Genomic DNA, 20082 nt, shown 5'->3' with positions numbered 1-20082 from the left:
GAAAGATCAATCAGGATATCGTTGGTTGGCCTGCTGGATTTTTTTCTGTGCGGCTTCCATGATGGTTAGCGATTCTTTGGCTTCTTCGATTTCATTGAAGGTCCGGGATCCATCTTTTTCAGCCTGTTCAATATTGTCTTTGGTGGTTTTGATACGTTCTTCAAACGCGGCCTGCATTTTTTTCAGGGCATTCTGGTGTGCTGAAGTTTGTTGCCGCAGATATTCATCTTTATCCTTCATTGCTTTTTCGTCTGGAACAAAGATGCGTTCTGGAGGTGTCGAGAGTGAGGGCATTCGGGTTTCACCCACTTCCAGATTCGCCTGAATCTGCCGTACCAGTTGTTCTTCACGGCTCTGTTTCCCCTCACCTGAGTCGGTATTGTTCTCTTCGTCCTCCTCTTCACCACCCCAGCCATAGAGCAAGTCCTCCTGTGCTGTTTCTGTCTCAGCAGATGAAGTTGCTGTCGGCGGGGAATCAGTCTCATCATCAATAACCTTTCCGGCAGATACGGTTGATGATTCCGAGCGGGGGAACGCTGAGGGCCTGGACAAGTCAGACTGCGGTTTGGCTGTTGTTTCAACCGGTCTGGCAGTTTCCTGCATGGATTCCGGAGCTTGGCCACTTTGCCAGAACTCCCAACCCAGAAAACACAACAATCCGGTTAAGGCGGCAAACAATAAATATTTCATGAGATGGTTTTTGTTCATTTGGTGGATTCTTTCAGAAAAGACTGATTGATCTCAATTTTAGAGTGACTGGACAGGTCTTTGCGGAGGTTTTCAGTGTCACGACGCAAGGCCACCAGGGCCAATTCTTTGGAAATTTCACCAATCAGGGCTTCATCCAACGGACGGAGGCCTTCGATGCGTTTATCCACCAGCACAATTTCATAGCCTTCGGGTGAACGGATGGAACGTGAAATGACGCCTTCAGGCTGAATCAAACAAATCTTGTGCAAAAACGGCAGACTTCCATCAGCTTTATTGAACAGGGGTTCAAGTTGTCCGGGAACAGGTTTATTCTTGTCTGGCGCAAGGGAATACTGTCGGACCATCTCAGAAAAATCAGCACCGTCCATGAGTTTCTGATACACGTCATCGGCGGTATCCTGTTGAGCCAGGAGGATATGCCGGGCGTGAACTTCCTGCACATGCGTGTAGCGTTCAGCATTGTTACGGAAATGCGTTTCTATTTCTGACCCGGGAATGGCTTTAGCACGTTTTTTGATCACCGTCCTGTCCTCCTTGAATCCGGGATTCAAGCCCAGATGGTTGAGATAATGCTCCGCAATGTAACGGTCACTCACCAACGGTTCCAGTTCCGCAAACAACGCATGTTCCGGATTTTTGGCTGACTGTGCCCAATAGCGCAGATGTCGCTGAAAATACAGATCCAGTGTCTGGGACTGGAGATAGGCCATGTTGCCATTCCGGATTTCAGCCATGCCATGCGGATTTTCATGCTGAATCACATCATACAGGGTGATATGTTGTGTGGGTTGAGCAGTAAAAGCATAAGTCAATAAGTTGATTTTACGGGTTTCCGGCTGATGGAGCAATTGATCCCTAAGGTCTTGCTGGATTAGTGCCTCCGGATTTTTTAGTTTGTCCATCAACGCGATCAACCGGGTTTCCGGAATTTTGGGTGGTGCCGCCAGAAACACCAGGGCCTCCTGTTTGGAGAATGGAATTTTAAGTGTGTCACGCGCATGAATCATCACGGATTGATAATCCTGCTCAAAACGCTGTCTGGACGTGTCATCCCACAACTGTTCTGCGGGCAAGGCTTTAGCGGCTTTTTCAGCGAGCAGGTGATTGATGATCAGACTGTCCAGCAGATCTTTCCGGTTGGTGAATTCACGTGTTTTCTGAAGATAAGATTCCAAAACCAGAAACGCTTTGGAACTGATCACAAACCCATTAACCGTCGCGACTTTTTCCGACGTTGACGGAAGAGTCTGTCCCATGAGCATTGAGCAGGGAATCATCCACAGCAGACATACGATCCATAGCAATTTCCAGTTTGTCATAGGTTTCTTTTTTGTGTTGTGAGTTGGAAGATGTGGTTCAATAGGCGCCCAGGTATTCCACTGTCACACTTTGAAAGGAATTGTTCGCACTTAATGTTGAAAGCGTTCCGCTGGCTAGATATGTATGAAACTCCAGATAATCATCTTTGACTAACTTTAATATGGAGTTCGCTGATAACGTCAGATAATTACCGGTAACATTGGCTGGTGTCGCTGCATAAATGACAAGGTCGGCACTGACATTCTGCCTAACCTGCAAAAACCATGAATTACCAGATGTTCCTGTTGGCAATCCTTGGGTAATCAATGCTGAAACCTGATAGTATCCGTCAAAAGGCGCTACAAACCGGCTGTTCGCGATATCCCAATAAGAACCGCCACTTTCAAAACCATAGCCATCCACTTTGTTGAACGGGATTTTTGTCAGGGAACTGGTAACTGAAAAGTTATTAGTCAGTACGGCTTTAACCAGATATCTTGGTTTTCCTGAGATCACGCCTCCCGCAAAGATATCTTTTTCAACCCCCAGTCCGCCCTCCATGATAACACTGCCTGTGTCTTTGGACGTAGATTGGGTGGTGTCGCTCAGCGTGACGACTCCTGTTGCGGAAAGATTCCCCATGATGGCTGTGTTTCCCGTAATTGCGGGATTTCCGGTAACATTAATGCTGCTGCCTACGATTTGAATTTTTGTCAGTAGTTCATTCACCGCACTGTAAATGGTGTTGAACTGGGAATTGATATTGGAAGAACTGATGACAGACCCCGCTGTAAAATCAGTACGACTGACACTGGACGGAGTATTTGCGTATCCCAGAATGGACAAAAATACGGTGCAGATCACAATTCCCAAAATTGTGGAGGGAAGATGAAACCATCTTTTTTTACGGCTTTCCTGTTCTATTTGCTTAATTCGTCCTTCCAGTTGTTCATACTGATCCGGTGAGTATTCTGTCATAAAACTCTCCATTGTTGTCGGTATCTCAAAATGATCGGCTATATGCAACAAAAACAATCTTATTGCAGTGATCTAAAGAGAGATATAGCAGAATAAAACAGGAATTGTAAAGAGAGGAAACCGATGAAAACCGGAATAGTTTGAGGAGGAGTGAAAGGGACTTCTCCGGTTTGCCTGAAAATCACTCACCGTACAGTTTATTGACGGCTTTGGTCCATACTGTCACGATGGTGGCAATGCTCATGGGGGCCATATCACGGGCGGCATTCAGTCGCGCCGCATTGGAGGCGTTGAACAATGGTTCTGCATGAGCATAGGATTCCTGGGCGGTTTGAGTCAGTGTCACCCGAAAACCTTTGCTGGTGCTATAGTTTTTTAACATCTCATGGACTCTGTCAAAATCTCCAAGGTTATCACTGAAATGGTGGTCTTCCGCCCATTCTTCATATTCCACATGATAGTTGCCCATGGTGTTCCAGGTATGTTGAGCCGCACCAACCTCCGCGGCGGCATGAGCAACAAAACCGATAGATTGCAGAGTCGGGTTTTTTACAAAGGCCTTGAACCAGTAGTATCCAAGATTGTCCACAGGCTGGGCTATCAACGTAAGCCGATACACTTTGTAAATTCAATGAATTAGAGAACCCACGCAAGGTCAGGCGAGACGTACAATTTTGTCTACAATTTTATGAACATCTGTATCGGGTTAAGTTGGTAGCCCTTTTCCACAATATAATTGCTAATATTCAAAATATTTGTAATACATCAAACAGACGTTTGAAATGTCAACAGAACCTATCTTATTTTTCGAAAAATCGAGTATTTTCATGATCGGTTAATTTCAAGAGTCCAGTAAATCACAACTTGTAACAAATGGAGAATCTATGAACTTCATAAAATTAGTCGATCAATATTTATTTTTAGGTGGAATCATATTTATTCTGGTGACTGTTGCAGGTTGTTCTGAGGATCAGAAAGCAAAAGCACTTTTAAAATCAGAGAAAAGTGAAGTGATTTCAGGAGAAACTGTTGTTTTTGATGCATCAGATTCTGTCTATGAATTTATAGAATGGTATAAGGATGGATCAAAAATTTCTGAATGTGATGATAGTGATGCATGTGCTGTTAGTTTCGTTCTGGGAGAGGATCTTCAACTTCAAAAAACCAAAGGAACATCTAATATAAAAATCAAAGTAAAATTTAATCAACCAAGTTCAATCCCGTTACTTGGTGATTTAACAAGTCCATCAGAAACAAAAGATGAATTGACACAGGAAATTGTGATTAATCCTGTTGACACAACATCTACTACAACTGATTCTACTACAACTGATTCTACTACAACTGATTCTACTACAACTGATTCTACTACAACTGGAACTGTAACAACCACAACAGTTTCTACTACAACTGGAACTGCAGGCATTACAGTGAGTTCCATTAGTGGGAACACGACTGAAGCAGGGGGGACATCAACCTTTACCGTAAAACTCAACAGCAAACCTGAAGCGAATGTGACCATTCCAGTCAGCAGTAGCAACACAGCAGAAGGGACTGTCTCAATCAGTACATTGACGTTTACTTCCAGTAATTACAGCATTGCCCAAACTGTCACAGTCACAGGTGTTGATGACGCTGTGGTGGATGGTGATATTGCCTACACCATTATATTAGCAGCAGCCACTTCCAGTGACCTTAACTATAGTGGACTCAATCCCAGTGATGTGAGTGTAACCAACACTGATAATGATATTGCCGCTCCTTCAGTTACAGCGACCAAAGTGGAGTTTAAAGATACAAACTCTTTATTGGGAAAGCTAGGAGGTCCGGTCACGATTACCAAAGCCAGCAGTGAAAGCACGATCAACCAATATGTGCTTTATTGGGGGAGCAGTAACGTCATCAAACAAAGTACAACAGCTATCACCACAATTACCGCAAATGGGAGTGCTACTTATACATACACATTTCCATCCAATACAGTCATACCAAATAGCGCAAATTATCTGCTGGTATTCACCAAAAATGCGACTGGAGAAAGTACAACTGCTGCCAGTGTCGCATTCATAGACTATGGTGGATTGCCTGATACAGGACACCCAGCTTCCGCGACCCTTATTTTTGGAGAAGATCATGATTATTCCATCAATCCCCGTTCATATACTGATAACTCAGATGGAACGATTACAGATAACGTAACAGGGCTGATATGGCAAAAAACAGATGATGGAAACAATTACCAATGGTCTGCGGCAGGTCCTTATTGCACAAGCTTGTCCTTGGCTGGATATACATGGAGGCTACCGTCTAGTATTGAAATTTGGACTATAGCAAGTTTTAACTCAAACAATGGGGGAATATCCGGAGGTAGGACATATTATTGGACTTCTATTTCTGATTCAGCTAATCCTACAACCATTGCATATTATATTAAACTTGGCGCAGGCAACGATCCAGAAATTCAGTTTCAAGCCAAAACTAATTCCTATGGGGTACACTGTGTTACAGGTGGTCCCATCGGTAATGGGGTCTATACAGCAGGAACTGGCACAGAAACTGGAACAGTAACAGACTCTTCACGGGGATTGATGTGGGAGTCCGGAACTTCTAATTTACACTTTGACAACGCTCTTAATTATTGTGAAGGTTTGACATTAGGGGGGTTCTCAGACTGGCGAATGCCTAATATTATTGAACTATATTCTCTCACCATCACCAATTCAGGAACTCACGCAATTCCAGCTATTGATACAACGTTCTTTTCAAGTGCGAGTAACCTTTTATCATCCACTATGTCATGGGCTGGTAGTAAACCTTTAGTTATTAATACTTCTTCTCTCAGTGCAATTCCAGGTGGTACCTATGGAACTGTTGAATATGTACGCTGTGTCCGCACCCTGTAACTCGATGATTTAGTTTTTAGAATTTTAATTTTCAGACTCTATCCCTACTTGCTCCAGTTGCTGAAGTTCTTCCGTGATCAACTGTGTGATTTTTTCACCGGGATGGGTGCTTCCCGCCGGGTGTGACATCAGTTGAATCAATTTTTCCCTCAAAGAAACAGGAGCGTCAGGCGCAATGTCGAACGAAATAAACAGTGTGTCCTCAGTGGCGTGAGTTCTCTGGTTTTCATAGATGGCACCGATGATCACAGCCTCTTCATACACATCGGACATGGCAGTATAGAACGCGGATTGATTGGGGTGATCAGGAGACAGTCGGGAATACATCAGCTTGGGTTTACTGATCATGGAGGTTTCATTTTTCCCAATGAACATGGCAATGCTTTCCAGAATTTTGTTATATCTCCGGGTGAACAGTGAAAAACCGCTGACAGGCCCCATTCCCATCTTCGCAATGGAACGTCCTTCTGAAATAAACGCGCAGGCATTGATCACGGCTCGGCGATATTCTTTCATTTCCAGTTTCTGATCCAGTCGGTCCGGATAATATTCAGGTCTGGGAACAATGACCGGGCAAATCCCTTTTTCTGCAGGATTCACAGGATCAAGGTCATACGCTTCCAGATAATGGCCATGATTCAGGCCTAGTCCGCGCATCAGGGCCGTCATGATGACAATATCCAGATTGACGCCCTTGATATCCTGTTTGGCAATGCCTTTGGTTTGCATGATATTCCAGATTTTTCCAACCTGCTTTTCCCATGCTGTCAATTGAGTACCCTGCGTCACCCTGACACAAAATGAATGACTGGCAGGATTCAGCGTTTTCTGAAGCAGAACATGGTCTCGCTGATACGGGCTTGGGGACATGGAAGCTGATGCCTCAACCGAATTTTGATCAGCCAGGAATTGTTTCAGCAATCGAGTTTGAATCTCCAGTGCGCCAGCGCCATCAATCCAGGAGTGAGCAAAACGCTGGTGGAGGTTCAGATGCAGAATGTCATGGGAGGGTTGTTCATAAACAAATTCACAACGGGTATGCGTGCGGGTGATGTTGCCGAATGTACAGAAGGCAGGATCCTGTTTGGGCAAGGACAGATGATTGTTATCCACGACGGTGATGGAATAGATATCATCCAGATCATTCAGGGTTTTCAACAGCAATTCATTGATCTGGGATCGAATCTCTTTTGGAAAGTCCTTGCTTGTCAACGGCTGACCTGTCTCATAGCCGCCCTGCTTTCCCATCACCTGAAGTTGCTGGAAAATTTGGGGATTCAATTGTCGGATCGAATATTCAAAGCCTGTGGACTGTCCGCAAACCATCTTCAATAGTTTTTGGTCAGAAATTTTTTCTGAATGCGTATCCATTAAATCCGCCCATGATGCGGTGCAGATGACAGGAACCAGATGCGGCTCAATCCACAGGAAAGTGTAATGCGTTTTCACGTGATACAGAATTTTGTGATTTCTGGTGCCATAATACAGCATGGTGGCATTCAGCGAAGCCATTTTAGCCAGCATTTGGCGTTGTGCTTCAGTAGCCTCCGTTGAGGTCAGGTTGCCTTGACTGGCACGGATGCCTGAGGACAGAACAAAAGAAGCGTATTCGGAGGTTAATTTGTGATCAATGATGCGGACTCCAAGCGTCTTTTCCTGCTCTGGATCCATTACCCTGAAATAGTTTTTGCCTTCTTCCAGTTTTGGAGGGGTGTTTGTCAAAGTGTAATCGGAAAGATTCCCCTGCTTGACAGAGGGTTTTTCATATTTCCACAAGGTTGGTCTGGAAACCTGTCTCGTCCAGAACGAGCGCATGAATTTTTCAACCCCAAGTGTTTCTGCGGGAGTGAGCCCTTTCTCGGAACGACGATTGATCTGGAGTTGTTTGAGATGATCCAGTTTCGACAGGAAAACCAGTCCTATTGTGGGATATTTTGCCAGTTGCATGGCCTTCAAGCCACCTTTCCGTGTATGGTTCCAGGCGGATACCATGTGGTTGATCAGGTAACTGACGGCTGTGTATTCCACCGCATATTCCTTCCAGAACGGCGAAGGTTCAGTTTGTGTTGCTGTTGTTTCTGCCGCGGCAAGATTCTCATATAACTTTTTATCCAGCAGTTCGATTTCCTGCCTTAACTGAAGAAACAGACTTTTTTCACGGAGATGATCCAACTCATGCTGAAGCAATGATTTTATTTCAGGATCGCCAGTTTGTTGTTGCTGATAGACGAGCGATTGTAGTTTGGTTTCCTCTTCCATGTAAGCAAGAATCTGTGTTTCATCCAAAGTTGACAACAGTAGATTCAGGGTGGTCATGTAATTTTCTTTGGGATGCTTGTAAACAGCAAAAATATCCGACACAGGATTTGACTGGGTGTTGGGCATAATTCCATTGAAGGGATGAGGGGTTTGAAAATCAGGTGATCAGGTTGCGGACGTGATTTTTTTGAACACTTCAGTTCATGGGGCTGAAGTTAAATGGTTATGGGTCCTTTACGATGTTTAAATATTTTTTCGTCGATTTTATGTAACAGTTTCCCTAAGTCGTAAGGTCGTATCTCAATCAAATTATCAGCGGTTCGCAATTTCTGACCTTTCAGTGTTGATTCAAGATTCTTGCAGTTTTTTTGATTTGGCAGAAGCAGGACCGGGGTATCCTCTTTACCACCTCTGACTCTGAACAAGAGATCTGCCCCTTGAAAAACATCATGATCACTGGCAATCACCAACAATGAAACCGTATCCGTTTTCACCCATTCCCAGGCATCGATTTCATCTTTAGTCACAATGAGTTCAGAAAAACCAAAGGTGGAAAATTCATTTTCAAGGCTGGACGACAGGTTTTCTTCCTGACAAACAATAACAATACGTTTTTTGGTATGACGTTGCATCACTCTGATTTTGATATAAAAACCCATGTTCAAATCTGAACGTTTGATATGTTTGACCAGAGTATCATACATATCAAACGCGTTTTCATGCAGTTTGGTATGATCTTGTTGTTGTTGAAACTCCAGGAGCATGGCCTTGTATTTATCAATATAGTTGATGTGTTCCTTTCTATGTTGTTCGTAATGCGGATAACCAAATTTTTTCATGCCGACTTCTTCATCACTGAAATGATTGGTCAGATAACCATGAAGAAATTCAAGCATCTTAAACGTCGATGTGGAATCAGCCTGTGCCTGACTGTTTGCGGCATAGTCACCGAATTTATTGAATAACTCCTGATGTTGTTCATCTCCTTTGGTCAGAAAACAACTCAACGATGTCGTCCATTGATACTTTGAATTGCGTGAATCATTGTCGCATTCCTTCAGATAATCACCCAGTTGTTTATCCCATATTTCAATATGGAGGAGAAACCACTCAAACATATAATCCAGATCAGCCTTCAATTTTTCGAAATCACGATTGATCCGGTAATCCTCCAAAGTTTTTTTGTAGGCGTCAATAAACTCCTGATGAGCGCTCTGATGCATCAAATAAAACGGATCTTTATTCAATTCCATCAGTGCTTCTTCATGGGCAAACTGCTTGACAATATGACTTCGGATAAAGGACAGAATATCTTTGATGGTGGCAAAATTGTCGTCTATCGCCAACGCTGTATAATAATCTGAAAAAAAACCGATCAATAACTTGTTTTGCGAATCAATCGATTCCACTCCACAACAGAGTTCATCAGTCCAAATAGCTTTTTGCATTGTTAAAGTCCTTGTTTGTTTTTGCTACACACTTAAGGCGAGACACCTGGTAGGCGGGGATCACAAGCCCCGCTTTTCTGAGCGTCGAGTTTGCCGGACACGTAGTTCCGGCCTACCCTCAAAGTGTCCCGATTTAGGCTGGAGTCTGTTGACTTCACGAGAACGATTTCAACGCCTGAGTCACATTATCTGGCAATTAACCTTCCGCAATCACCCGATGCGTTTGCAGGGCGATTTCCAGTTCTTCATTGGTGGCAATAGCCAAAATCTTGACCGGACTTTCAGACGTGTTCAGTTCGAGAATTGAAGAACAGCTCTGTTTGTTTTTGGCGGTATCCATAATAATGCCGATGTTGTTCAAACGGGAACAAACAGCTTCCCGGACATCTGGAGAATTCTGCCCGATACCGGCGGTGAAAATGATGGCATCCACATCGCCCAGAACCGCGCAATAGGATCCCACATATTTTTTGATGCGATAGGTGTACATATCAAACGCGAGTTTGGCGTATTTGTCACCTTTCCTGACTTTCTCCAGAATATCACGCATGTCATTGCTGCCACAAATTCCCTTGAGTCCGCTTTCCTTGTTCATGAGTTTGTCAATCGCCTGAATCGTTAATCCTACATTTTCCGCAATATACACATGCAGAGCCGGGTCCACATCGCCACAACGTGTTCCCATGATCAAACCTTCCAGCGGAGTCATTCCCATCGTGGTATCCACGCTTTTACCACGTTCCACCGCCGCCATACTTGCGCCATTCCCCAGGTGGATCGTAATAAAATTACAGTCATTCAGCGGTTTATTGAGATATTTTGCGGCTTCCTTGGCCACATAATAATGCGACGTGCCATGGAAACCATACCGTCTGATTCGATGTTTCGTATAATACTCATACGGCAGAGCATAATGATAGGCATGGGCGGGAATGCTTTGATGGAAGGCGGTATCAAACACTCCAACCTGAGGCACTCCGGGGAAAATAGAGATGGAGACTTCAATGCCTGTCAGATTTGCCGGATTATGCAAAGGTGCCAGTGGAACGTGATCCCTGACGGCCTGAAGTGCTTCATCGGTCATGACCATTGCGTCATGAAACGCTTCGCCGCCATGCACCACCCGATGCCCGATGCCCGCGATTTCCAAGGCATCCTTGATGACACCGGAATGCGGATCGGTCAGGAGTTTGCCAATGAGTTCCATGGCTTCCTTGTGGTCACTGATGGCTTGTTCCACGGTGATCTCGGACGCTCCCGGCTGTTTTGGATATTTCTGATGTTTCAGGGAACTGTGAGGTTCTCCGATACGTTCCACCAGGCCAGTGGCCATGACCTGATGATTTTCCATATTGAACAGTTGATACTTGACGGAGGAACTGCCCGCGTTGATAACCAGAATTTTCATTTTGCCTCCTTCTCAGCCTGAGCCTGAATGGCCGTAATGGCTATGGTATTGACAATATCCGGAATGGTACAGCCCCGGCTCAGGTCATTGACGGGTTTGTTGAGCCCCTGCAGGACGGGTCCAATCGCTACCGCCTGAGCGGACCGCTGAACAGCTTTGTAGGTATTGTTTCCAGTATTGAGATCAGGGAAAATAAACACTGTGGCTTTTCCAGCGACTTCGCTGTTGGGCATTTTGGTTCTGGCCACTTCAGGATCGATAGCGGCATCATACTGGATGGGGCCTTCGATTTTCAGATGAGGCGCGTTTTTCTTGGCGATTTCGGTAGCCAGTCTCACTTTTTCTACATCGGCTCCTTGCCCGGAAACACCTGTAGAATAGGACAGCATCGCGATTCGTGGTTCAATCCCGAACGCGCTGGCGGTCTGGGCTGAACTGACGGCGATTTCTGCCAGTTGTTCAGCGGTTGGATTGGGATTCACCGCACAGTCCCCATACACCAGTGTTCGATCACGCAGACACATGAAAAAGACACTGGACACAATAGAAAAGCCCGGCTTGGTTTTTACAAATTCCAGGGCGGGACGAATCGTATGCTGGGTGGTGTGCACAGAACCTGAAACCATGCCATCCGCATAACCTTTGTGAACCATCATGGTGCCGAAATAACTGAAATCATCCATCACATCCTTTGCGTTCTCCATGGTAATGCCCTTGTGTTTGCGCAAATCATAATAGGTCTGACAGAATTCCTCATACCATTTTGATTGATCAGGTTGAATGATTTGCGCGCCATTCAGTTTAAGTCCCAGATTCCGGATACGTTCCTGAATTTTGTCTTCATAGCCCAACAAGGTGATGTCCACCACATTTCTGAGCAACAGAACTTCCGCGGCTTTCAGAATCCTGTCTTCCAGGCCTTCCGGGAGGACGATGTGCTGTTTGTTGGCTTTGGCTCGTTGAATGAGTCCGTGTTCAAACATGATAGGAGTGATGCGTTCTGATTTGGACATTTTCAGTTTTTCCCGCAACTCTTCCACATTGACGTTGGATTCAAAATGATTCAGGGCACTGGCAATTTTGCGTTTGTTGCTGGAGTGAATCTTGGAATGGATCGATGGCAACAACTGGGTGGTGGTAAAGGTGCTTTCCTTCACGGAAATGATCGGAATCGGTGATTTGGTCCAGCCTTCAATCAGCCGTTTCACACTGGGTTCCGGCAGTAATCCACCAGTGAGAATGATGCCCGCAATGTTTGGAATGGTGCTGGAAACATTGGACAACAGCGCTGTCAGAATCAGATCGGATCGGTCTCCGGGAGTGATCACAACACTTCCATCCTTGATTCGGTTGATAAAATTATGGATGTGCATGGCCCCCATGATGAAGTTGTCCACAGGCTGATCCAGATGTTCCTCGCCAAATAAAATGTCGGCATTGAACCATTTGACAATTTCAGCCATTGTGGGCTTTGCCAGCGTGGGATCTTCGGGGACTGCATAGGTCAGACAATTATTGGCTTTGCAGAAATTGTTCAGTCCGGCCTGCACGGTTTTGATGTCTACCTCAGAAACTCTGTTGATGAGCGCGCCCAGCGGATTGATGCCTTTGGCCTGAAACGACTGAATCGCCATTTGAGCTTCGGAGAATATTTTTTCCAGATTTTTACTATTGCCGCTGGTGATCACCAACACCGGCGCGCCCAGATTCGAAGCGATTTCCGCGTTGATATCAAATTCAAAAGCGGAGGTTCCTGCTTCAAAATCAGTTCCCTCGCATAACACAAAATCACATTTGTCAGCCATGGCCTGATATTTGTTCATGATGCCTTCCATCAGATCTGACTGTTTTCCTGCCTGAACCAGTTTTTGTGCTTCATCAAATGTGAACGCATGGGTTTCCTCATGTTCAAACGGCAATTTGTAGTAATTCAACAGAAGTTCGGTATCAGGATCCAGCGTGTTATTGCCATGCAAATCTACAATGGGTCTGAAAAATCCAACTTTGCGCACATCCCTGCGCAACATTTCCATGATTCCCAGCGCAATCACAGATTTTCCACTCAAATTGACGGTTGGAGTGATATATAAATTTTTTGCCATAACTCCTCTGTATGTTACGAATTGTTTTTTCCCGGGGTATGAGAACCACATCCCGGAATTTGAAAATTTAAAAGAAAAACATGCCCAACTGTAAAAATCCCACGATGATTCCCAGAACAGCTCCGCCACCGGTCATGATCCATTCATCTTCCTGGAAAATGGGGCGTATCATGCTCTCAAAATCTTCAGGGGATAATAATTTTACTTTCTCCCGTACCAGATTTTCCACGTCCAGTGCCTCATAGGTATAGGCATGTAGTGGTTTCATAATGTCCTGTGCCCGTTCAAATATTTTTTCAATCACACCATTTTTGATTTTGATAAAGCGTTCTGTTCCAACCGTCGCCAACATCAGCGGTTTTGCCAGACCCGCATATTCATCAATCGCTTTTTTTACATTTTTATGGATCAACTTGAACAGACGATCCGAAGAGGGACCTTTCAGAATGCCTTCAATGACGCGTTCAGGATTGAGGATTTCTTTGGCGATCAACATGCCCTGCTCCGCGGCAATCTCATCCTGCCTGCGGAAGAACAGTCCATGCATGGTGAACGGACCAATCTTCACTGGTTTTTTGGGTTCAAAAATCATATGCAACGCCAGAACATTGGTGACATAGCCACACAAGGCGCCAAACAGTGGAACCAGATACCAATCCTGCCAGTGCATCCACACAAACATCTGCAAAATACCCAATGGAAACCCGAAATAAACTCCAGATTTGGCGATGAACTTCATTTCCTGACTGGCTGAACGTTCAAAAATGTTACACAGAACATCAATATCCTTGACCAGGTTGGTGATGAGCATGGTGCGGAGATCAAACACTTCTTCAATGTTGTTTTTGATGTCTTCCATGGTTTCATGAATACTGTCCGGTGCCTCGGCCTTGATGGCGTTATAAATTTGTTTTTTGATAGCGATAGGCAGGGCTTCCCAAACGTTTGGAATTTCAGCCATCATGACATCATTCAACATGTCCTCAATGATATCAAGCATGTATGGTTCCATGATTTCCGTCACACGGCCCGCGTCGAACTTCGAAAACAGTTCATGCATGTCCAGCAACTTGGCACTCATGGTATCGACGGTCATCGTCGCGAATTTTTCAGCCATACGGGGAATCACTCCCTGCCACCCGAGAATAGGCGGTTTTCCAATGAATTCCTTGGGTTCAAAGGCCATTTTTATCGCCAGCACATTCGTTCCCCATCCCACGAACGCACTGACAAAGGGCATACTCAAATATAACAGGGGATGTTCAATAAACGTTTGCCACATAGTTCCCTCTTTTTTCAAAGGTTAAAAAAGTTTCTTCCCAGTAGTTTTCCTGTTCCGGAAATCGGTTCGGACAACATAGAGGGTTCTTAACAAATTCAGGATAAGAGACGCAACTGTAAATTCAGGTTTTTTTAGGCTGGCATACTTGGTGAATCTAAAATAGGCAGATAAATGTGTCCAAAAGATGACATCAAGTTGGTTTTTATGTTATAAACCAATCCAACGCTGAAAATATTCGATTTCAGGCGAAAACCCGAACACGGAGAATTCCGTTTGCATCGTGTTACTGTTTTCAGATGCGAACGGGCCAAAGAAATAATCGGTAGAGACGGGTTTGAAACCTGTCTCTACGTTGGTCATTCAGGGCGAAGACCATGAATCCAGTGAGTAAACCGTAGAAACGAGACCAGAGGGTGATTTGTGCGATCAGCCTTAATCATAAGTAACCAGGTATTCAGGGGGTGGAATGTTCAATAAGTCCACAAAAGCCGATGATTCACAGATAGATGAGTTGATCAAGAGGGGCGAAGGCCTTATTCAGGGGAAACTGTTTGATCGTGCCATGGTGGAATTCTCCAAGGCGTTGGAATTGAACCCTGAGAAAACCATGGCGAAACTCAAGGAATTGTTTGATCAATACAAATCATCGGGCAATTATGACGGGGTGATCGCGATTGGATCCAATCTGATGATGAAAGCGCCGAACGATGTGGAACTCGCTAATTTGCTGGGCAACGCCTATCGCAAGATCGGCAATTACAATCAGGCAGAAAAATTGTATGAACGCTGTATCAAGATTGATCCGAAATTCACTTATGCCCAATACAATCTGGCCGCTACCATGTCGCGAGCGGATTATGTGGATCAATCCGCCATTTCAGCGATTTCAGAATTTGAATCCATGAAATTTTTCAAACTTCCTGATTTTACCGAGGGAAAAAACATATTGACCCAGATTCAGAAAGAAATTAATGACGCCAAAGGTGTCCCGGAGGAAGACCCCGAAGAACCTACCGCAACAAGTGGGAAAAAAGATAAAAACTCAAAGAAAGAAAAAGAAACCAAACTCGATCCCAAAGAGATTCTGCAACATGTTCGGGACACTATCGGCATTAAAACCGAGGAGGGCCTGGAAATTCTGAGGTACCTCGGTCTGTTTGCGCTCCACAATAATTTATACAATGCCGCCTGGAAAATTTATACACGGTTGAGTTTCACCAATCCCAAAAACGAAAATTTCAAATGTTTTCTGGCCCTGGCCACCGGGTTGCGTGGACACACCGAAACCGCCATCGACAAACTGGTGGTCCTGCTCGGAAAAAATCCCTACAATCGCTACGCCACTGTCAATCTTGGCCGGTTATATGCCTTGCAGGGATCCATGCTGTTAGCCAGAAAATATTATCTGCATGCCAAAACCCTGCTGGAAAAATCCAAAGGCTATTATGACATGACACAGTTCAGAAAACAGGCAGATCAATATTATGAGGAAGGTAGCACCAAAAAAGCTCTCGAAATGTATGAGGTGATTCTCTCCGAAGAGGAAAGCTTCAGCCTGCTGAATAAAATTATCAGTATGAAACTGACGTTGTCGGATATTGATGGTGCATTGGAAACTTACGGCAAGGCCAAAAGCATGAATGCCAAACCGGAGGATCTGGAAAAACTGACGCAGAAACTGGTGGAGTTCATGAACGAAAAAGCCGCTGACCACATGAGCAACAACCGGTATGCCAAGGCAGCGGATGTTTATGAAAAAAGCTTTGAAATGATGCCAACCATTCCCATTCTTGAAGAATGTATTCATGCCTATGAGTTGTTGAAGAATGATGAAAAACTGCGGGAATTACGCAGGAAACTCCAGAAACTGGAAGAAGTGGAACGGGAAAAAGAATTATTGCAGAGCCACTATCAGAAAATCAAGGAAGGCCATAATTTCGAAGCGCATCATCTCCCCTACAAAGCGATCAATTCCTATGAAGAGGCCTTGCGGTTGAATCCGGACAAGGAACTGCTGATGAAACTGGTCACGCTTTACAAACGCACCAAACAAATGGGAATGATTGAGGATGTGACTCAGCGTTACAACCGTCTGGTTGAACATAGACAACGGATGGAACAATACAAACTGGATGCGGAACGACGGGAACGCAATGAAACTGAGGATGAAAAGCTAAAAGGGGGGAACTGATGTACGAACCATTGCAGCGAATGTTTGAAAGATTTTGTCATAACAGCGGTCTGGTTCCGGCAAATGATCATGAAATGGAACAGGCCATACAAGCGTTTGCGGAAACCGCAACACATGATCTTACCCGGGCCTTTTATCTTAAAGAACTGAGACTGCATCCTGTTGAAATCACTCCTATCGGAATTGATGTCCAGCGGATTCTGAAAAAATTGCCCAAAATCGAAGACGCGAGCCTTCAGACGCTTTGCAATCAGGAATTCGGCCTGGGCGACGATCTGGTGGATAATCTCAAATCAGACCACCAATTATATTCCATCAGTCAGAACGATGCCATCAAAGCTTATCAGGAAGACCCCAGCAAAACGAACATGATCGCGCTGGTAGAAAATTTTAATCTGGAGGAGTGTCTCTCCCTTAAAAAACAGATTGAAGAACAGGCCCTCCGGTTTGATGAAATCTATCATGACGCCTTGAACAAATTCCTGGAATATTTCAAACAGATTCAGGAGGAAATTAAAAAAACAGACCAGCAGGGGGGGTTGCCTTCCCGTCGTGAAAGTATCCTGCCAACAATCTATATCATGACCCGCCGCGGAGAAGTCGGAATTGAACTGATACATTTGACGCTTCAGGGGTATTTCAGCTATCTGTGTTATCTGGATATCATTCAGAAGAGGGGAAATGACTTTGACCATGCCTTGCGAAATGGCATCAAAACGAGCCAACTGGATTTGATGCATGACTATGGAATGCTCAAAACAGAATTGTATATTTCGCTCAGAAAACAGGGTGTCGCAGCCATTATTCCTGAACTTGAAAAACGAAAGCAATTGTTTCAGTTGATGGATGAATTTTATACGAATAAATGGATTGATGCCAAGCAGGTGGAGGTATTCATTCTCAATAGTATCAATCAGCCGTGTGAAGGATTGTTGAACACTCTTAAAATCCATAAAATCAAAAAAGAGATTCAGGTATTCACCCGTAAAAAAATCAAGGGCAGGGCCGATGAAACCGAACTCATGAATAAAGTTGTGACACTGCTGAAAAATGTTCCGGATGTATTTGCTTTGGAAACAGACCTGCTGAAAAACGGAACCTCGATTGAAGAAGTGCTTGAAAAACTTAAAATTGAACAATTCTTAAACATACTGGTCCGTCACGTCAAACGCACAGCACAGGCTCAACCTCAACCATCTCCGGAAGCGGATGAGCATTCCGCAAAAAAGGCGTTTGAAAAAATTGTTGCCATGAAACATGAGGCACATGAACCCCAGGCACCGCAAAAAACTGATGTGACGCCCACACCAGTAGGACCAGCCAAACCGGAAACTTCCATTCCACAAAAACCAACTGAACCCAAGGTTGCAGAATCCGGCGTGCTTTTACGCATCAGAGAGTTGACGCAGGAATTGGCTCAGATGAAAATTCAGTTTCAGGAACTGTCAGGCAGTGCTTCAGGGCAGACCGCGATAGATCAGTTGGGAACGGACAAAATTGTATTCGAGTCCACCGGCAACAACCTGTTGGAAAAGCTGAAGATTCTGGAACAGAAGATAAAGGCCAATATGCCGGAAGGGATGGCTGAAAAATTTTTGCAGAAATATGAGCGTGAAATTCAATTTTATTCACAGGCTGACACGCAGGCATTCCTGCTCATGGAAAAGCTCAAAACCTATGGAGAGACATTTGTTCTGACACCTGAAGAAATTACTGAAATTGAGAACAGCGATGCCAACCCTCAGGAACGGTTGTTTTATATTGAAAAATGTGATCAGAAATATTCGTTGATCCACACACTTCGACAGATGGAAAGCAACAAACGGCGATTCGATGAAATGAAACTGGGACAGGCCTCCGCATTGGCCATTTTTGTGTTTCAGGATATTTTACGAAGCAATCCCTGGTTCTTTGAAAAATTTAAATGGACAAATTCACAAGCTCTTATGAGTTCAGTTTCAGCACAGGTTAACATTGCAAGAGCCATTGCCAAAGTCGTGTATGATCTCACAGGAGACAGTAAACTCATCCTCCAGTTGTTTCAATGGGGACTTTTCCTCCTGGCAGAAGATCGTCAACAGCAGGTGCTGGAAGCGATCAAGCAGGGAATCAAGCAAATCAAATCACTGATAAAACTCTGGGAGATGTTCAAAAGCAACCCGGTTGGCAAAGATTCAATCCGGCAGTTACTCACCAGTTGTACCACCGTAGTGAACAAGCATATGGATGCGATCGGCCAGAAGTATAAGGCCAGGATTGAAGAAGGCTTCAATCGTGGGACACCTGAAACGAAACCTGCTGAAACAACAGCGTTTGCGTCCTCGTTGTTGACGGCCCTTTATTTTCAGGGAATCCATACCATTTACAAAACGTTCAATGATATTCAGTCCTGGCAGGGAGAGGGGTTTCCCTCATCTGGCATTGAACCACCTTCAGAGTTGATGGAAAGTCTGGAGCAGATTCTGGAAATGGATTTTTATGAAGAACGTCTTGAAATGCTGGTAGAAATTGTCTCATCTCAATTTTCTCCTTCAAATCCAATGATTCATGAAGGGAAAATAATTTATAAGGAAATTCTCAATTTTGATTTTTGATTCATGTCGCAAGGAGATTCATGTTGAACCTGAAAAATTTGAAAGATCACCCCATTGTTGTTATTTATCATGGGGATTGCCTTGATGGCTTCGGGGCCGCATGGTCTGTCCGTCAGTGTTTTCAGGACCACCCACGTATCTCCTTTCATCCCGCGTTTCATGGAAACCCGCCTCCAGATGTTGACCGGAACACAATTGTCATTATTGTAGATTTTTCGTTCAAACGTCCCATCCTGAAAAAACTTTGTGAGCAATCCAGCCAAGTGATTCTGGTTGATCACCATGTGAGTGCGCTCAAAGATCTGGAAGGCCTTGAACAGGAACATGCCAATCTGAGTACCACCTTCGATATGAATCGATCAGGAGCGGTCCTTTCCTGGAATTTTTTCCAGAAATCCTCACCACCTGAATTGTTGCGCTATATTCAGGACAAGGATTTATGGCTTTGGGAACTGCCAAAATCCCGTGAAATCAATACGGCACTGCGCAGTTATCCCATGACTTTCGACGCATGGACTCCGTTTTTTTCTCCACAGGGAATTCCGCAACTGATTCAGGAAGGAACTGTTCTCTGCCGTTACATTGACCAGATGATTGAAAGCTTCTGTCGTCGGTCGGTGATGGTGGAATTTGCGGGTTATCAGGTGCCCATGGTCAACAGTCCCGGAAACATCAATAGCGAAGTGTTGCATGAACTGGGAAAAGGTTATCCCTTCGCCTTGGGATTTCAGGATAGGGGAAACATGCGGGAATGGTCGATGCGCTCCAGCAAGGATGGCGCTGATGTATCACTGATCGCGGCTTCTTTTGGTGGTGGCGGTCACAAACACGCGGCAGGATTTTCTACAAGCACTCCGGAACTGCCATTTTTGAAATTCATTTCCTGAGCTGTATCAACCTTTTGAAG

The 20082-nt window shown here is 44.6% G+C and carries 13 protein-coding genes; 4 read left to right on the top strand and 9 right to left on the bottom strand.

The features are described 5' to 3' along the window. Positions 1 to 6: 6 nt before the first annotated feature. The 4 genes from HQM11_04940 to HQM11_04925 form a co-directional block, all read right to left on the bottom strand. Positions 7 to 708, bottom strand: a complete 702-nt coding sequence (locus tag HQM11_04940; GenBank protein MBF0350352.1) for a hypothetical protein — start codon at positions 706 to 708, stop codon at positions 7 to 9. Beyond that, positions 705 to 2030: a peptidylprolyl isomerase gene (locus HQM11_04935; GenBank protein MBF0350351.1), complete on the bottom strand. Its 1326-nt coding sequence runs from the start codon at positions 2028 to 2030 to the stop codon at positions 705 to 707. The genes HQM11_04940 and HQM11_04935 overlap by 4 nt, the downstream gene beginning before the upstream one ends. A gap of 37 nt (positions 2031 to 2067) precedes the next feature. Next, positions 2068 to 2988 carry a hypothetical protein gene (locus tag HQM11_04930; GenBank protein MBF0350350.1) on the bottom strand — a complete coding sequence of 307 codons (921 nt, stop codon included), beginning with the start codon at positions 2986 to 2988 and terminating at the stop codon, positions 2068 to 2070. Between the two features lie 181 nt (positions 2989 to 3169). Next, positions 3170 to 3607, bottom strand: a complete 438-nt coding sequence (locus HQM11_04925) for a hypothetical protein (GenBank protein ID MBF0350349.1) — start codon at positions 3605 to 3607, stop codon at positions 3170 to 3172. A 265-nt stretch (positions 3608 to 3872) separates the two neighbouring features. Between HQM11_04925 and HQM11_04920 the strand changes: the two genes are divergently transcribed. Further along, the gene (locus tag HQM11_04920) at positions 3873 to 5891 is read left to right on the top strand and encodes a DUF1566 domain-containing protein (GenBank protein ID MBF0350348.1); all 2019 of its coding nucleotides are present in this window, start codon (positions 3873 to 3875) and stop codon (positions 5889 to 5891) included. A 24-nt stretch (positions 5892 to 5915) separates the two neighbouring features. Here the strand turns inward: HQM11_04920 and HQM11_04915 are convergent, their stop codons facing one another. From HQM11_04915 to HQM11_04895, 5 genes are all read right to left on the bottom strand, one after another. Then, complete coding sequence (locus HQM11_04915) at positions 5916 to 8276, bottom strand: hypothetical protein (protein ID MBF0350347.1); 2361 nt, start codon at positions 8274 to 8276, stop codon at positions 5916 to 5918. A gap of 89 nt (positions 8277 to 8365) precedes the next feature. Next, entirely contained in the window at positions 8366 to 9598 is a 1233-nt protein-coding gene (locus HQM11_04910) for a hypothetical protein (protein ID MBF0350346.1), read from the bottom strand. Positions 9599 to 9794: 196 nt separating this feature from the next. Continuing rightward, on the bottom strand, positions 9795 to 11006 hold the full coding sequence (locus HQM11_04905) for an acetate kinase (protein ID MBF0350345.1): 1212 nt from the start codon (positions 11004 to 11006) through the stop codon (positions 9795 to 9797). Beyond that, positions 11003 to 13108, bottom strand: coding sequence for a phosphate acetyltransferase (gene pta, locus HQM11_04900; GenBank protein MBF0350344.1), 2106 nt, complete (start codon positions 13106 to 13108; stop codon positions 11003 to 11005). Before pta ends, HQM11_04905 begins: the two co-directional genes overlap by 4 nt. Before the next feature lie 67 nt (positions 13109 to 13175). Next, positions 13176 to 14390 (bottom strand): DUF445 domain-containing protein, encoded by a 1215-nt coding sequence (locus tag HQM11_04895; GenBank protein MBF0350343.1) that lies wholly within the window; start codon positions 14388 to 14390, stop codon positions 13176 to 13178. A gap of 466 nt (positions 14391 to 14856) precedes the next feature. Here HQM11_04895 and HQM11_04890 point away from each other — a divergent pair, with 466 nt between their 5' ends. The 3 genes from HQM11_04890 to HQM11_04880 are packed head-to-tail and all read left to right on the top strand — an operon-like array spanning position 14857 to position 20062. After that, positions 14857 to 16581 (top strand): tetratricopeptide repeat protein, encoded by a 1725-nt coding sequence (locus tag HQM11_04890; protein ID MBF0350342.1) that lies wholly within the window; start codon positions 14857 to 14859, stop codon positions 16579 to 16581. Continuing rightward, complete coding sequence (locus HQM11_04885; GenBank protein MBF0350341.1) at positions 16581 to 19175, top strand: hypothetical protein; 2595 nt, start codon at positions 16581 to 16583, stop codon at positions 19173 to 19175. Before HQM11_04890 ends, HQM11_04885 begins: the two co-directional genes overlap by 1 nt. A gap of 20 nt (positions 19176 to 19195) precedes the next feature. Next, positions 19196 to 20062, top strand: a complete 867-nt coding sequence (locus HQM11_04880; protein MBF0350340.1) for a phosphoesterase — start codon at positions 19196 to 19198, stop codon at positions 20060 to 20062. Positions 20063 to 20082 lie beyond the last annotated feature (20 nt).

It is taken from the genome of SAR324 cluster bacterium (assembly GCA_015232315.1).
Classification (GTDB): Bacteria; SAR324; SAR324; order SAR324; family NAC60-12; genus JADFZZ01.
Note: the sequence above shows the minus strand (reverse complement) of the source record. Positions and strands in the feature narration are given on the sequence as shown.

Bases quoted from the DNA above. Each gene is read 5' to 3' on its own strand.
- HQM11_04915 (MBF0350347.1), bottom strand. From the start codon at position 8,276: ATGCCCAACACCCAGTCAAATCCTGTGTCGGATATTTTTGCTGTTTAC.
- HQM11_04880 (MBF0350340.1), top strand. From the start codon at position 19,196: ATGTTGAACCTGAAAAATTTGAAAGATCACCCCATTGTTGTTATTTAT.
- HQM11_04910 (MBF0350346.1), bottom strand. From the start codon at position 9,598: ATGCAAAAAGCTATTTGGACTGATGAACTCTGTTGTGGAGTGGAATCG.
- HQM11_04885 (MBF0350341.1), top strand. From the start codon at position 16,581: ATGTACGAACCATTGCAGCGAATGTTTGAAAGATTTTGTCATAACAGC.
- pta (MBF0350344.1), bottom strand. From the start codon at position 13,108: ATGGCAAAAAATTTATATATCACTCCAACCGTCAATTTGAGTGGAAAA.
- HQM11_04940 (MBF0350352.1), bottom strand. From the start codon at position 708: ATGAACAAAAACCATCTCATGAAATATTTATTGTTTGCCGCCTTAACC.
- HQM11_04935 (MBF0350351.1), bottom strand. From the start codon at position 2,030: ATGACAAACTGGAAATTGCTATGGATCGTATGTCTGCTGTGGATGATT.
- HQM11_04930 (MBF0350350.1), bottom strand. From the start codon at position 2,988: ATGACAGAATACTCACCGGATCAGTATGAACAACTGGAAGGACGAATT.
- HQM11_04920 (MBF0350348.1), top strand. From the start codon at position 3,873: ATGAACTTCATAAAATTAGTCGATCAATATTTATTTTTAGGTGGAATC.
- HQM11_04895 (MBF0350343.1), bottom strand. From the start codon at position 14,390: ATGTGGCAAACGTTTATTGAACATCCCCTGTTATATTTGAGTATGCCC.
- HQM11_04905 (MBF0350345.1), bottom strand. From the start codon at position 11,006: ATGAAAATTCTGGTTATCAACGCGGGCAGTTCCTCCGTCAAGTATCAA.
- HQM11_04890 (MBF0350342.1), top strand. From the start codon at position 14,857: ATGTTCAATAAGTCCACAAAAGCCGATGATTCACAGATAGATGAGTTG.